This window comes from Rhodococcus sp. MS16, assembly GCF_013277795.1.
GTDB lineage: Bacteria > Actinomycetota > Actinomycetes > Mycobacteriales > Mycobacteriaceae > Rhodococcus_F > Rhodococcus_F globerula.
Map to the genome: position 1 here is coordinate 1 of NZ_VBTM01000028.1, position 15,147 is coordinate 15,147.

Consider the following 15,147-nt stretch of genomic DNA (forward strand, 5'->3'; position numbering starts at 1 on the left):
TACCGCGGTAAACCGGGTGGATCATGTTCCGGCGAGGCCGCCTTCGGGAGTTTACCGCGGTAAACCAGTGTACCGAGCAATCCGCCAGATATGGCGGAGTGGGGGAGTTTACCGCGGTAAACCGTGCATGCGGTGTGCTTCGGTTCGTCGGCAGAGGATTTTACCGCGGTAAACCAGTGTGCCGGCGGCACATTCGGATGTGAAGAGTACGGACGTTTACCGCGGTAAACCGGGTGGATCATGTTCCGGCGAGGCCGCCTTCGGGAGTTTACCGCGGTAAACCAGTGTACCGAGCAATCCGCCAGATATGGCGGAGTGGGGGAGTTTACCGCGGTAAACCGTGCATGCGGTGTGCTTCGGTTCGTCGGCAGAGGATTTTACCGCGGTAAACCGGTCGAGTCGGTTCTCGGAAGTGCTGATAATCGGAGATCATCCTATCTTGAGAATGGGAGCGCTGAACTCCGTCCTCGCGCTCTCGCATGTGTGCAACCTGAACCGTACGCCGTTTGTAATTGCAGATGTAGATCGTGGTGCGCTTTGTAGCGCGATGCCAGATATAGGAATGAAGGTCCAGCTGCCAGAATGGGTATAGAAATTTCTCGGCATGCCAATGGGCGAGCATATCGTCACAGTGACGTAATGTCCCCTTGTGAAAGGTCGTCAATGAATCAGGACAGATGTGGCGAACTCCGGCTGAGCGTTTCGAAGCTGAAAAGACGTAGTCGAATGCGTGAATCACTCTGCAGCAGGGCACTTTTCGATAAGAAGTTGGATTGATAGGTCAATCCCCATAGTTGCTGCGCCGGTGAGCAATCAGGCTTGTTCTCCACTGTGAGATTGCGGCAACCAGTCTGCCATAATTGGTGTTGGCCCACGCGGATTGTTTCCGCGTTCGATTGCGCCGGTAGTGCAGAACTGTTGACCGGTAGGTCAGTTGGCCTCCACGTGTGTTGGCAGTAAGTGGATCGTGTGAGCGCGTTTCGACGTCTGTTGCCTCGAAGCCCTTTGTGGCTTATGGTGATTGCTGCATGTCGATTTACGGATTCACGTGTGGACCCCGTAGAGTGAACTTGACACGCCCGCTGCTTCGAAGTGGTTGCGGCGGCGAAAGTCCGAAGTAGCTCCCTGTCTAGGGGAGCGAAGTATACGGAGGTTGTATATGGCTGTGCACGTGGTTTTGAATCAGAAGGGTGGAGTGGGAAAATCCACCCTGACAATGAATCTCGCGGCGGTGAAGGCTCACGCGCTGACCGGTGATGCGGATGTCGAATCGCCTGTGGCGGCGATCTCGGTTGATCCTCAGGGGTCGGCGGTGTGGTGGGCCGATCGTGTCGAAGGTTCCGGCAACGAACTTCCCTTCAAAATCGCTCAGGCACACGACAATCCAAAAATTCTGAGCCAGCTTCACAATCTTCCCGGTATCAGTCACGTCTATGTTGACACGCCGGGGTGGATCGATTTCTCCAGCAACGGCGACGGTGCAGACTCTTTGGGTGCCGGCGCTTCCGGTGACGCATTGCGCGCAGTCCTCTCGATTGCTGATCTGGTCATCGTTCCGATCGAACCCGAGCCGCTGTGCTTTGATCCGACGGCTCGCACGATCAAGAAGGTCATCGAGCCCCTCGGCAAGAAGTTTGTTGTCGTCATCAATAACTGGGACCCGCGAGACGGCAAGGTTGATCTGGAGCAGACTCGCGCGTTCGTCAATGCTCACGGTTGGCCGCTCGCCCGGACTGTGGTGCGCCACTACAAGGTTCACACACGTGCGGCCGCGGACGGCCGTGTGGTGACCGAATACGACGCCAATCGTGTTTCTCTTCAGGCCCGCGAAGATTTCTACAAGCTGAGCCTCGAGTTGGAAGCTGGTGGACACTGATGGCGCGCAGGGGCGGCAGGATCGACTTGGCGTCGCTGGCCGGTTCCGTCGGCGACAACTCTTCCGTCGATAGTAAGCCTGTAACGCCCGGGAAGAACGCACCCACAGACTTTCCTTCCGATGTCAGCACGTACATCGATGGCCAGCTCCTCGCGAATGTTCCCTTAGGGGAGTTGATCGGCAACCCACGTAACCCGCGGCGCCGGATCGGTGACCTGTCAGATCTGTCGACGATCGCCGAACGACAGCTCCAACCAGGCGTCGCCATCACCAGGGCCACCTGGCTGAAGATCTTTCCTGCTGACGAAAAGCTCATCGGTGCAGCACGTTACATCGTCGTCAACGGTAACCGGCGACTTGCGGCGTCGAAAGAATTCGGCCGCACTGGGATGGACGTCGTTGTCCGCGACAGTATCGCAACGAGCTCGGAATCGATTCTCGAAGCCGCGATCATCGAGAATATCGGCCGCAGCGATTTCGATGTCCTGGAAGAAGCAGAAGCAGTCCAAGCGCTCGTTGCCGAGTGCGGCAGTGCCGACGCCGCAGCCCAGCGACTCGGTCGATCCAAAGGTTGGGTATCTCAGCGGCGCGCGTTGCTCAAGCTTTCCCCTGAACTTCAGGAGAAGCTTCGTGGGGGAGAGATCGCCATCAGATTGGCACGTTCTCTCGCGCAAGTTCCCTTGGAAGGTCAGGTCAAGGCCTGGCGCGCCGCGCAGGAGCGGGCCGAAAAACAGTCTGCGCAAGAAGAATCCAAGGATGCAGAGCCGACCACCGAGACTTCAAGTAGTAGCACAATTGTTACGGCGAAGGCTGTCCGTTCACTGCGTTCGCTGCGTAAGGGCGGTGTGAATCCGGAAGTGCTGGCGAAAGCCTTGCGCGAGATCTACACCGCCGAGGAACAGCGGTCACTGCGCGACGCACTCGGGCAATAACAGCAACGCGGGCCGGTTCAGCGGTCTCGTGGACCAATAGGTGAGCTTTGATCCGTTGACGGCGCCGGGGATCCAGAAGGATCGTGGCAGGGGATCTCTCGCGGTCACCGTGCCCGGCGCCGTGACTGGCGACGGCACCTGCGCTGGGCGCGGTCGAGACGACCGCAGAGGCGAGCGCGATCACTATCACTGCTTGGCCGAGCCGTCGTCGGATCATTGCAGCGCTCCCGGGGTTCGTCCGTGTGTACGCTGACTCCCATTCTGCGCGAACCGGATGTGCCGGCATACCGGTTCGACCATCTTCGGGTGCCGCTCCCGCGGTCGAGGGGTCGGTCTGTTGTCCGAGACGTCTACGGGCACAGCGTAGCTCGCGTTGAAGGAATGGGGCGAACGCCGACTCGCGAGGTCGTCTCCCGTGCACGCGGGGGCCATGAGCGATGGAAACGCGTAGAAACACTGGCGGTGTGTAAATGCTGGTGCCGACAGGAAATTGTTGTGTGGGTCTGGTTGATGCGGCACTCTCGCGCGGTGAACTGGTGTGCTGGCGCCTCTCGGGCGATTGTCAGCCATCGGCAGATCGCCTACGTTCCGTTTGTTTCGATTATTGCGTATGTTTCGGTTACAGGATTCTTGTGTGTAGGAGGTAGCGCCATGTCCGCCGGCGAACAGCCCAGTGTCATCGAGCAGGAGCAGGCACGTCAGGTGCTGCGCGGTGTCAAACCCGATGTGGGTCAGACTCTTGACGTACGGTCGCAGGGACTGCGGAGTCGGTGCATCTACCTCGCGCGGCATTCGAGTTGATCCGCGATGTGTTGGCGAACATGGCCGCGGGGCAGGGCATCACCGTCGTCCCGGCACATGCGGAGTTGACCACGCAGCAGGCTGCGCAGATGCTCAATGTCTCTCGCCCACATGTCATCAAGCTGCTCGACGAGGGACGCATCGAGTTTCGGTTGGTGGGCCGTCATCGCCGGATCCTCGCATCGTCGCTGATTGCCTATCAACGCTCTCAGCTTGGTGGCGCGCGCAATGCTGCCGACGAGTTGGCAGCTCTCACGGAAGATCTCGGGCTGTACTGACGTGACCTTCACTGTGTTGTACGACGCCAATGTGCTGTACCCCAATGTTTTACGAGATGTGTTGATCCGGCTCGCGCAGACCGGTCTTGTCCATGCCTGGTGGACGGATCGCTTTCTCGATGAGACTTTCGGGAACTTGGCACAGGACTGCCCGGACATCCCGACCGTGAAGCTGGACAAGTTGCGGGAGCTGATGAATGCCGCGGTTCCGGACTGCTTGGTCACCGGCTACGAGAAACTGATCCCCGCACTGACATTGCCCGATGTCGATGATCGGCATGTGCTTGCCGCAGCAGTTGGAGCAGGAGCTCAGGTGATAGTGACCGCGAATTTGCGGGACTTTCCCGATTCGGAGTCTGCGCAGTTCAGTGTCGAGGCGAAGCCTCCGGACGAGTTCGCGATGGATTTGTTCAATCTCGACGGGGTGCGGGTTCATCAGGCGGTCAGTGCGACGGCGGCGGGATGGCGTAATCCTCCGGGGACGCCGGCGGATGTGTGGAACGTCTGGTGGCGGCGGGTCTTCCGATTTCAGGCGGCGCTTCGCCGCTGAGCTGGCAGCTACTGCGAGTCTCTCTGCTGACTGCGCCACGAACATGTCTGCTCCATGTCACCGTCACGGACGACGGTTGCACCCTCCCGTGGGCACGGACTCGGTTGAGAAGCTCGACAAGCTGATCCGCTGGGCAACTTTGACCCCATTGGGGGGCTCCGGCACAGATCTGGGTTGTCGGCTTCGATGCTTGTGAGATGCTCGGCTGGATCATCGATCCAGGTAGCGAAGACGACGTTGATGACATGGAAGTCCTCCGCACCCGCGCCGCCGAGGAACTCACCGGTGTCCTTGCTGCCAGTCTGAATCCGATGCTGACCGCCGGATGGGAACTGCGAGGTGACCCCGGCCATGTCGTGCATCTCTCTCGTACGACAGGGAAGTTCACCTCCATGGTCGACATCGTCATCGAACCGTACGTGTGGACGTACTGGAACAAAGACTTCGGGTGGGGAAACCGTGTGGGGGACATGGGAATCCTCGGATCGCCCACTGCCGGAACATATCTCCCCGACGACGACCTCCCCGCCGCGCGCGAACTCGGACGCAGACTTGCCTGGTGTGCACAGCACCTCGGTGTCCTACCCGGTCCCACTCCGGCTCGTACCGGGGCCGCAGTCGTCGACAAGATCAAACGCGAACGCACCCGCAGCGGCAAAGGCATCGTCGTCACTGCCGCAGGCCCGGTACCACCGCTCGACGGTCAGCACCGCGGCGATCTCGAACCCGCCCTCGGATGGACACGCGTCCCCGAACGCAGCGAACTCGACGACGCCGCTGTGCTTGTTTCCATCGATCAGCGCGCCGCATACCTAGCTTCGGCCGGCATGCTCGATTTCGGCTACGGAAAACCACGCCATCTCCGCGCCGACGCCGCGCGCGCAGCCGCGAAGGAAACGAAAACCCCGTTCGGGCTATGGCACGTCACGCTGCCGGCAGCAAATATGCTCGCCCTCCCAGAGAAAATGCCGCTGCCGCACCCGCACATGCTCGACGACCAACCCGTCGAAACGTGGGTCACCTCGGTCAGTCTCGACGCCTTGTGCGCCCCGGTCGCCGACGGCGGTATCGGCGCCGAACTCGATGATCTCGACATCGCCGAAGCGTGGGTGTACCCGGAGCAAGGTCGCGCGCTCGACAAGTGGGCAAAAATATTGCGTGAAGCCCGAAAAGTCGCGGTCGACACCGGCGACGGCGCGATGAAACGGTTCCTCGGGGCCTGCTACAAGGGATATATCGGCCGAATGGTCAACCCGGACATGTGGACTGCCAAGCAGATGCAGCACCATCATCAGCCGTTGTGGCGTGCGGCAATTATCGCGCATTGCCGCTGGCGTGGCCGCCGGGTCGCAATGCGCATCGCCCGCGACACCGGCCAGTGGCCTGTGCGTACTGTCACCGACTCCTGGGTCTACCCACTACCCGACGGACTCGACATCGCCGACGACAGTGACGCTTTGGGCAAGATGACCTTGGAGAAGTGCGCCCCGCTCACCGGCGACGTCACAGCCATGCTGACCGACGCCCGCGACACACACGAGATCAACCTCGCGCTCAAAGCCGCCTTCTCCGGCGACGACGCTGACGAAGATGAAGGAAACTTATAGTGGCACTGCACCTTCCGAAGCCACGAACGAAGCAGCCCGCGCAGAAGACGGTCGGGCTCGACGGACTCAAGGTTTCCGTCTCCACCGCCGCAACAAGCGGCATCGAAAAGTCCAAAACCGTCAAAAGCGGCGGCCTCGCGGGTCTGACCAGCAAAGTATCCATCCGACAAATCCGCACGGAAATCGGCAACGACGGCCTACGCCAAGCCGCGATCGACGCCGGCCGAACACCGCCGTCGGACCGAACCCTACGCCGCTGGGCACAACAAGGCCGCATCCCGCACCCCGACGTCTTCGAGCGCGCCCAACGCAGAGCCGCAATCGAACGCCTCGGCGGAATCGACGCTGTCGCACAGAAAATCGGCCGATCCCGCTCCGCAGTCTCCCGCTACCGATCCGGAGAGACGAACGAACTACGGGCCGATGCGAAGAAAAAACTCAAGAACGTCAAAGCCCGCGACATCATGGACCGCGCCGGCGTCCTACGCCCCGACGGACAACCCAAAAAAGCCACCATCAGAGTCCGCGGGGGAGTCTCCGTCCGCAACGGATCCGAGGAAGGCTACGACTACCGCGTACGAACCCTCGATTTCGCGAACTCCGACAGCCCCTTCAGTCTCGACGAAACACGAGAACTCGCAGCAGCTTTGGCCAACGACGACCACGCGCGTGTCGTCGCAATCCTCGAACGCCACGCCACGATGGACTACCCCGAAAACAAAGGCTTCGACCAATACAACGACGCCTTCGGATTCCACTTCGATTCCATCGAATCCGTCCACATCGACTGGACATAGATGGGCAGTACGTTTGGCTGTTGACGGTTCTGTTCGGCTTGGTTCAGTTAACATCTCCGGCATCGTCTTGGTCACAAGGGGGCCATGCCATGTGTATTGACCAGGTTCAACCGGTGGACGCAACACCCCAACTACGGAGGTGTCAGATGGGACGACCACCTGGATGGGCAGCAGCATTGACTGGGCGGGCGGTGATCAGGGCGGAAGGATTCTCATAACCGGCGGGTCACCTGATGGCGGGTCATGCCAAACCCAAGCCGGACTCGAGGCCGCACGCAGACAAGGACGCTTCGGAGGACTCCCACCGTCATGAGAATGGACGAGATCGAAGTTGCCCCGACACTGCGAGGCCAAGGCAAGAGCCTCGACGCAATCGCATCAACCCTTGGCGTAGGACAATCCTCCGTCAGTCGCGCACTAATTGCAGACTGGAATGCCACCAACTCATGGCCCGTAAGCTTCCTTAGCCAGGCCGATCAATCACGACCAGGCGATTTTAACCATGCGCCAATGCGCTGCGTCGTAAATTCTTCGCCCAGCACCGAAATCGTCCCGCTACCACTCCACTCAGCGTCTAGGTTGCGCACGGTAGCGCTCCACGCATATTTGACTTCCCTGACCGCATCAGAATCGTAGGGCAAGGTCAGAATGGCGATGTCCTCAACAACAACAGGCCTACTACGCTTCCGTGCCTCGTCCAGCTCGACGGTCAAAATCAGAACATCGTCGTCGTCATATCCCCAGGCCGAACGGATCGGCCCTACGTCGCGATAATCAATACGAGGTATGTCGGTGTCTAGGTACGGGAACAGAGTGTCCCGAGCCTTGGGGGCACGGAGCGGTGTCCATATCTTCTTCCAGCTGTCGTCAGTTGGGTTGAGACCGATTACGCCCTCGAAGGTGATCTCAATCTCCAAACCATCGATCAACGCATCGCTCGTGACATGAGCCGAAATCGGTGCAGCCACCGCAGCGGCCACGTCTTCATCGAACTTGTGCATCTCTTTTCGGACACCATCTGCCCATTCGGTGAGGAGTTTCTCGGTCTTGGAGAGGCTTAGTGGTCCATCAGCTACGCGCTCATATTCTCTTTTGGTATCGCCGTCGATGTATAGGTCGACCAGTTTCTTCACTGCCGGCCCACGCCACACCTCACCCACAAGATTAACGGTCAGACCAGGCTTCGTAGGAGGAGCTACTGATGGCGCCGGTGTAGAGGTCAGCCGAGACGCCGCAAACTTACGAGCGTCGGCCCACAGTGCGGATTCAACCTGTCGGACAAGGTGGTCGTGACTGTTAAACGTCGCGTATAATCCACTGTTGTTCTCATGAAACTTCTCGCGGAAGGCTGAAAGACGCCCCCACTGATCCCGCTCTGGGGACCCCTCACGCGACAGTGCAGCAGGAAGGCTCTCGGAGTCCCAGAAGTAGAAATGAACAGGAATATTGGGGGCGAGCAGGTCCGCCGCTTCGACGGTTCCCGAATGCTCGTTCAGTGGCGTCGGTGTGCCAAGCCGATACTTGAACAACGCCACGATCACATCACTCTTATTGGTGATCTGATCGTTGATCACCGACTGTCCATCTTGGCCCTCACGGTAAATCGGAACCGAATCAGTCGAACAATGCTTCGCAACGAACACCACACCCTCGTCTTCGGCGTGGTTACTATTCCAAGTCCTGATCACGTTACGAACAACCTCAACCTCTTCCGAGGTATCGCCTGGGCCAGAAATCATCACAGTTACGCCAAGCGCATTGAACGTCATGCGCTAAGTGAAGCACCTCGTGACACGTGTGGCATTCGGCCACCTTCAGTGTCCCTGAATTGAACTCCGCTGCGCTCCGCTCGGAAAGTGATTTGATTTGTTTCCTTACCGTTTTTGCCGGGCGGCGCTGGCCGAATATTTGTAGGTTCGGAGCTGCCTGGGAACGCTGGGTATGGCTCGTTTTGTTTTTGCTGCGCGCATGGTTGAAGGAGAATGGCCGCCCGGTGTTCTCGACGACTCGACCGCTGATACGAAAATTGGGGTGAGGTGCGCTGGTAAGTCGGGTCATATGGTGGTGATCGGATCGAGTGTGACCTGGTAGCCGAGGTGGTTGAGTTGGCCGATCAAGCGCCGGGTGGCCCGGATTTTCCCGGTTCGTTCAAGGAAGTAGTTCCCGCCGAGATCTCGGTAGAGGGTGTCCTGGGTGAACATGTGCCAGACGGTGATGAGGATCGAATGCTGCAGTGCGACGAGTGCACGTTTGCGCCCACGCCGCGTCATCACCCGCCGGTAGCGCGCACCGAGGTAGCTGCCTCTACATCGAGATGCGGCGTTTGATGCCTGTCCCAGAACGCCTTTGAGCCAGGGATTACCCGGTCTGGTTGTTCCGGATGAGCTTTTGCCGGCGGATTCGTTGTTGCCCGGACACACCCCGGCCCAGGATGCCAGGTGCACTGCGGTGGGGAACTGTGTGATGTCGGCCCCGATTTCGGCGAGGATCGATTCGGCGGTGTTCGCTGATGCCGGGGACCGTGGCCAGCAGTTCGATCTTGCGGCGATACGGTTGCACGAGTTCGTCGATGCGGGCGTCGAGCCGGCGGTTGATCGCTTGTATACCAAGTGATGACGTTGTAGCCGGCGGAAGAAGTGTTCGAAACGCACCTCGACTAAAACGAGAATGGACCGCGTTCACTACCTGGGCGCGGATGCTGCAACTGGCCACGGCAACCGATGAGCTGATTTTCAGTACGAACTACGAGGCGGCACGCATATTCGAGCGCAACGCAACATGTTCCGGACTTTCCGCGTCGAGGATGCCGATGCCCACCGACTGCAGTTACGTGTTGGCCGAACTGCGAGGGAGGTGAAGCCGTTGCACATGAACGGGGATGGCGCACTCGGGGTCAACAACGGTGGCAAGTATTCGGCGGACGTTGCGTACATCGCCGCCGCGGAAGCAACCAGATGGATCAGTGTTTGCCGGACGACTTCGGCGGCGACTGGGGGACCAACGCGGATCGGATCTACGTGTGGACGGAGTTCAGTGAGAGTTTCGCCGCCAGCAGTGGGTCGAAATACATTAACCGTGGCCGCCGGTCCGGTGAGATCTAGATTTGCGAGATTGCCCAGTATCGCCGCCATAACCGAACTAGCCGACTATGTTCATTCGACCGAAAGGACTACCCTGACAAAGGGTTTAAAGACCATGACACCATTTCTTGTGATCCGATCCGTTCGGCAGCCATTGCCGTGGCTGTTGTCATGCTACTGCCGGTGGTCGGCGCCGCAGCGGCGCCGGAATCCAGTCCAGGTACGGTGTACGAATCCCATGCCGTCGGCAGCGATGCGGTCGAGCGCGCGACCTGCAATGAGGGTTCTCAGCCGGAAACCGGATTGCAGGGCGATGTACCAGCTGGAGACCGTAACAGTGGACGCAGCCGAACGGGTTACAGCTGCAACATTTCTCGGTTGGGCGGGTACGAAGGCCGCGGCCGGCGGGATCACATCCACCAGTTTCGAGAACTGCGCGTACGTCGGCAGCTTCTTCCCGGGAAATCTCCTCGGACCCGCGCAAGGTGTGCAGGTTATCGATGCTTCGGATCCCGCAAACCCGAAACTGACTGCAACGCTGACCGAACCGGCCATGCTCGCGGGAACGTGGGACGGCGACAGGGCTGTTGCGTCAACGCGTTTCCGATCATGCTGGGCCACCGAGTATTCACGTCAATGTGACAATGCCATCACCGATCTGCCCGACGAACTCGGCGCAGGCTGGGGACCAATGCCGACCGGATCTACATCTGGTCGGCTCTCGCCGAGAATTTCGGAGCCACCCAGGGCGGTCCTGTTGTCTACGGCAGCCGGAACTGGGACAACCCGCACAACGCGTTCACCGTCATTCTGGCGTCGTTCCCGCCGGTGGCGTTCGATGCTCGCAGCACTGTGATGGTCGGGTTCGGTGTCAGTGGTGACCGAGGCCGGTTCACCTACGACTCGGCGCGCGCCGAGGCAATCTCCGTTGGCCGAAGGACGGGGATTCGGCGATCCAACAAGGCCATATCGTGCCGGGGGCCCACAAGATCACGGCAGGAGGCCTGCTCACCGACACGAACGCGCTGCTGCCGTCGACGCGGCATCCGCTCGGCTGTGCCTGCATGAACTCGGTGTGCGACCTCGATGGCAGGTTCTCGGCCAGCGGCGGTTGTACGTGCTCGACGGCGCTCTGCTGCCTGGCAACTCCGCCGCATGCAACCCGTCGATGACGATCGCCGCCGTGGCGGAGCGCGCGCTGGAAAACATTGTGAATGACGATGAGGAACACTCTTCTGGAGGCCACACGAACGGCACACCTGAAGAACTTCGGCGGCGGTAATACGTCGATCGAGTTCTGTCGTAGGGAGGGCGTTGCTCCGGATATGGTGGCGCTGTGCAAGGTCCCGTCGGGACCGGTGCTGTCCGTGCGATCAAAGTGTGGACAAATCCTCGGCAAAGAGCGGCTCGACGTGGACAGTCCTTCGGCTCCGGGTAAAGGCGGCAGTGGGCTATTCTACTGAAGTCGGCTGCCCGGGCCCGCCGCCGGCAATGCTCGTGGTAAACGAATGGCTCGATTCCAGACCTTCGACATTGAATCGGTCACTACAGACATGATGTTGGACTTCGCGTGGCATTGCCGCGAGACCTCATCGAAGGATGCCCTACAAACGTGTTGTCGATGGCCGGCGAGTGCCTCGACAGCTACTCCGCGGCGCGCTGCGCGAACCCGACCTATGCAACCCGATGCCGCCGCGATGTGGCTGCCTCCTGCGGTTTCACTGCTCCGGGGATGCTGAATTACTGAATGGAAGCATTACGTGGGTCGTCAGGCAGTATCGTGCTTCTGCTCTGCAACCCAGGCTGCGATTTGCGCTCGCGAGGTGAATCCAAGTTTGACCAGTATGTGCTCCACGTGGCCTTGGGCGGTGCGTTGCGAGATCACCAACTGGGAGGCGATCGCCTTGTTTGTCATGCCCTTGGTTACTAGATCGGCAACTTGTTGTTCACGCTTGGTCAGGGTCGTCACAACAGCAGCAGAGTATGACGGGGTCGAGGGTTGCTCTCCGAGTGCATAGGCAACGGCTTCGTCGAAACTCAGAGCTCGGCCCATCTTGTACGCCGATTCGAACTTTCTGTCCCCGAGTGCATGTCGGACCGCGCGCTCGGACTCCTCCCTGTAAACGATGAGGTGGGAAAACATGACAGTGGAACTGCCCACCGCCCGACGCAGTGACTCCGCGGACCCCATCAGTATTGCCGCACGCTGCGCGTCGTGCGTGCGTGCATCGATCCACGACAGTGATTCCAAGTACGTTGCGGCCATGAGCGGATCATCCACCAATCGCGTCAACCGAAGTCCTTGCTTCAGCTTGCCAATAGATTGAGCTACGTCGCCCTGCCTCCAGGCAGTAACCGCCATGGCCCATAGTGCGTATGACCGATACACGGATTCACCGTGGGACTCCGTAATTTCCAGTACGCGTTCGTAGCATGCAACGGCTCGCTCGGGTTCTCCTTGTAATTCATGGACCCATCCAAGTCCTTGCAGAACACTGACTTCGGTCAGTAGGACGCGCTCTGGGGCGCCGACCCCCCCGCGAGCTTCCTGCAGTCGTGTGCAGGCGCGGGAAAGATCGCCGCTGTAGAGCGCCAGGACTCCATCGGCTTGGGCGATGCGCGCGTGGCTCGCGGGATCGGTCATGTCACGAATCAGTTCCTGCCCCTCTACGACCAGGCTGGTTGCCGCCCGGAAGTCGCCCTGCAGTCCGGCGAGTGCACTGCCGGCGTACAGGGCGTTGATACGTTCCGGAGTCGGCCGGCGGGGGTGACGGGCGAGGGCGCTGTCGAGCCAGTGTCGTCCTTCGCGGAGCGGTCCCCGCGACATCCAGTAGGGCAACAGGGCGGCAGCGATCTGCAGTCCGGACTCGGACTCGGAATCACTATCTGAAGTCAGGCCGAACTTCATTGCCGCCCGCAAATTCGGTAGCTCCCGTTCGATGCGTGCGATCCATTCCAACTGGTGGGGACTGATCCACTGGGACTCCGCGTCAAGTGCGAACTTCTGGTACCAATCGCGATGCAGTCGACGCAACGTCAAGTATTCGCCGCTCAACTCGGACTTCTTCCGGCCGTAGTCGCGCAGAATTTCGAGCATCCGGAACCGCACCACGTCACCCGCCTGTTCGCTGATCAGAATCGACTTATCGACCAGCGACGTCACCACGTCGAGCAACATCCCCGGACCTGAATCTCCGGCACAGATGCCCTCCGCCGCGTCCAATTCGAATCCGCCGACGAACACCGACAGTCGTGCCCACATTTGTTGTTCCCGGGGATCGCAGAGTTCGTAACTCCAGTCCACGGATAGCTGCAACGTCTGTTGGCGTGTCGGAGCGCCGCGGGGGCTCAGGGTCAGGAGCTGGTACCGGTCGGTGAGCCGCGCCAGGATCTGCTCGGCAGACATGGCCCTCATCCGTGCCGCCGCTAATTCGATAGGAAGGGGGAGGCCATCGAGTTGGTGGCAGATCTGGGCTACCGTTTCCCGATTATCTTCTGTCAGTTCGAATCCTGGCACAACGGCAGTGGCTCGTTCCGCGAACAAGGTCATCGCATCGTATTGTGGCACTCCTCGCATGGACGGTAGATGTTCGGGGTCGGGGACAGTAAGTGGGGGAACACGCGAGACCGACTCCCCACCGACGCCCAGGAGTTCGCGGCTGGTGGCCAGGATCCGTAGCTCCGGGCAGTGACGCAGCAGTGTCCTGACCAGATCGGCGACCGCGTCGACCATGTGCTCACAGTTGTCCAGCACCAGCAGGAGATGCCGCGAGGCGAGGAAATCCATCACCACGTCCTCGAGCGGTCGCGCTGACTGATTCCGGATCCCCAGGGCTGCGGCCACCAAATCCACCAGCAGCGATGAGTCTTGCATCTCGCCCATCTCGCCCATCTCGCCCAGTTCGACCAGGCGGACTCCGTCGCTGAACCCCCGCTGCATGCCCGCAGCTACTCGGAGCGCGAGACGCGTTTTCCCGACACCACCGATTCCGGTCAGGGTCACCAGTCGCGAAACCGACAGTTTCTCCCGAACCTCGATCTGCTCGCGTCGGCGATCGATGAAACTGGTGAGCTCCACAGGCAACTTTCCGGCTGAAATCCACACAGGCGACGCCGTCGACGGGCGCGGGCGCACTGACGAGTTCCCCTTTGAAGGCGTATGGCCACGAAGCGGATCCCGCTTTCGATCTTGCTCGCCCGGCGCAGCGGGCAGGGCCATCTCCTCGACAGGAAACGATTTGGCGAGCTGAACCTGGCGTAGTTCGTCACCGAAGTTTGCAGCGGTGTGAGGACGCTCTGCGGGATCGAAGGACATCCCGTGTTCGATGACCGCGCTAACCTCGTCGGGGATGCCCTGATCGCGTAGATCCGGAACAGGCTGGGTAGTGATCCGCAGGAATTGTGCAACCACTTGCTCTCCGCTCTGGCGTTCGAAAGCGGCATGTCCGGTAAGGACACAGAACAATGTCGCGGCGAGTCCGTAGATGTCCGAGGCAGGGCTCGGGGGCTCCCCCTTCAGTACTTCTGGCGCAGTGAACGCGGGCGATCCTGTGACGGTGCCGGCGGCGGTCTTAAATCCTCCGGAGATATGGGCGATCCCGAAGTCGGTGAGCGCAGCCCCGGCATATTCCGTGAGCAGGATGTTCGCCGGCTTGACGTCGCGATGGATGATTCCGAGACGATGTGCGGTCTCCAGAGCGCCGGCGATCTTCACGCCGATTCGAAGTGCCTCGTCCAAATCGAGCGGGCCCTCTCGTCTGATCCGTTCTTCCAACGAACCGTGCGGATGGTATGGCATTACGATGTAGGGGCGGCCGCTATCGGTGGTGCCGACGTGCAGGATGTCCACAATGTTCGGGTGTCCGGTTAGACGGCCCATTGCTTGTTGTTCCCGGAAGAAGCGTGCCCGGTTTTCGTCGTCGAGGTCGGTGGTGAGGATCTTTAACGCCACGGTGCGCTCCAACGAAGATTGTGCGCAGCGATATACCACGCCAAATCCGCCACTCCCAATTTCATGGCAGTTTGCGAAGCCCGCCGCGCTAAGCTCCGTTGTGAGTGCAGGGGTCACGTCATGTTGCGTCCTGTGCGGGTCATAGTCGGTCATCGGAGCTTCCGCCTTGTCGCAGCCCAAAGGCCCCGAGCGCAGCATCGCAGCCGCGCGACCGTGGAATGTGCAACATACACTCACCTCAGGCATGTGACCTCAGGGTATCGCGTCTTTCGTCT

11 protein-coding genes and 3 pseudogenes are annotated in these 15,147 nt (G+C 60.2%); 11 read left to right on the forward strand and 3 right to left on the reverse strand.

The window, feature by feature from the left end; all coding sequences use genetic code 11:
- Positions 1–1,159: 1,159 nt before the first annotated feature.
- The 7 genes and pseudogenes from FEZ60_RS31610 to FEZ60_RS31635 all read left to right on the forward strand — a co-directional run bounded on the left by FEZ60_RS31610 (position 1,160) and on the right by FEZ60_RS31635 (position 6,841).
- Positions 1,160–1,876, forward strand: a complete 717-nt coding sequence (locus FEZ60_RS31610; protein ID WP_172937878.1) for a ParA family protein — start codon at positions 1,160–1,162, stop codon at positions 1,874–1,876.
- The gene (locus FEZ60_RS31615; protein WP_172937879.1) at positions 1,876–2,808 is read left to right on the forward strand and encodes a ParB/RepB/Spo0J family partition protein; all 933 of its coding nucleotides are present in this window, start codon (positions 1,876–1,878) and stop codon (positions 2,806–2,808) included. Before FEZ60_RS31610 ends, FEZ60_RS31615 begins: the two co-directional genes overlap by 1 nt.
- Before the next feature lie 651 nt (positions 2,809–3,459).
- Positions 3,460–3,609 (forward strand): hypothetical protein, encoded by a 150-nt coding sequence (locus FEZ60_RS32775; RefSeq protein ID WP_242484956.1) that lies wholly within the window; start codon positions 3,460–3,462, stop codon positions 3,607–3,609.
- Positions 3,579–3,887 (forward strand): helix-turn-helix domain-containing protein, encoded by a 309-nt coding sequence (locus FEZ60_RS33230; protein ID WP_346343431.1) that lies wholly within the window; start codon positions 3,579–3,581, stop codon positions 3,885–3,887. The genes FEZ60_RS32775 and FEZ60_RS33230 overlap by 31 nt, the downstream gene beginning before the upstream one ends.
- A gap of 1 nt (position 3,888) precedes the next feature.
- Positions 3,889–4,437 carry a PIN domain-containing protein gene (locus FEZ60_RS31625; RefSeq protein WP_172937880.1) on the forward strand — a complete coding sequence of 183 codons (549 nt, stop codon included), beginning with the start codon at positions 3,889–3,891 and terminating at the stop codon, positions 4,435–4,437.
- Between the two features lie 43 nt (positions 4,438–4,480).
- Positions 4,481–6,044: pseudogene (locus FEZ60_RS31630) on the forward strand (hypothetical protein).
- Positions 6,044–6,841, forward strand: a complete 798-nt coding sequence (locus FEZ60_RS31635; RefSeq protein WP_172937882.1) for a hypothetical protein — start codon at positions 6,044–6,046, stop codon at positions 6,839–6,841. The pseudogene FEZ60_RS31630 and the gene FEZ60_RS31635 overlap by 1 nt, the downstream one beginning before the upstream one ends.
- 476 nt (positions 6,842–7,317) lie before the next feature.
- Here the strand turns inward: FEZ60_RS31635 and FEZ60_RS31640 are convergent, their stop codons facing one another.
- Together FEZ60_RS31640 and FEZ60_RS32785 are read right to left on the reverse strand one after the other, a co-directional pair.
- A complete protein-coding gene (locus tag FEZ60_RS31640) occupies positions 7,318–8,610 on the reverse strand; it encodes a hypothetical protein (protein ID WP_172937883.1) in 1,293 nt (430 codons plus the stop codon).
- 285 nt (positions 8,611–8,895) lie between these two features.
- Positions 8,896–9,111 carry a hypothetical protein gene (locus tag FEZ60_RS32785; RefSeq protein ID WP_242484957.1) on the reverse strand — a complete coding sequence of 72 codons (216 nt, stop codon included), beginning with the start codon at positions 9,109–9,111 and terminating at the stop codon, positions 8,896–8,898.
- 193 nt (positions 9,112–9,304) lie between these two features.
- Here FEZ60_RS32785 and FEZ60_RS32790 point away from each other — a divergent pair, with 193 nt between their 5' ends.
- The 4 genes and pseudogenes from FEZ60_RS32790 (at position 9,305) to FEZ60_RS31660 (ending at position 11,384) form a co-directional block, all read left to right on the forward strand.
- Positions 9,305–9,454 (forward strand): hypothetical protein, encoded by a 150-nt coding sequence (locus FEZ60_RS32790; RefSeq protein WP_242484958.1) that lies wholly within the window; start codon positions 9,305–9,307, stop codon positions 9,452–9,454.
- Positions 9,455–10,092: 638 nt separating this feature from the next.
- Positions 10,093–10,495, forward strand: a pseudogene (locus tag FEZ60_RS31650) (hypothetical protein); the annotation flags it as partial.
- A gap of 75 nt (positions 10,496–10,570) precedes the next feature.
- Positions 10,571–11,134 (forward strand): annotated as a pseudogene (locus tag FEZ60_RS31655) (GMC oxidoreductase); the annotation flags it as partial.
- Between the two features lie 7 nt (positions 11,135–11,141).
- Positions 11,142–11,384 carry a hypothetical protein gene (locus FEZ60_RS31660; RefSeq protein ID WP_172937877.1) on the forward strand — a complete coding sequence of 81 codons (243 nt, stop codon included), beginning with the start codon at positions 11,142–11,144 and terminating at the stop codon, positions 11,382–11,384.
- Positions 11,385–11,689: 305 nt separating this feature from the next.
- On the opposite strand, the gene FEZ60_RS31665 is transcribed toward FEZ60_RS31660, so the two are convergent.
- Positions 11,690–15,025 (reverse strand): protein kinase, encoded by a 3,336-nt coding sequence (locus FEZ60_RS31665; RefSeq protein ID WP_172937884.1) that lies wholly within the window; start codon positions 15,023–15,025, stop codon positions 11,690–11,692.
- Positions 15,026–15,147 lie beyond the last annotated feature (122 nt).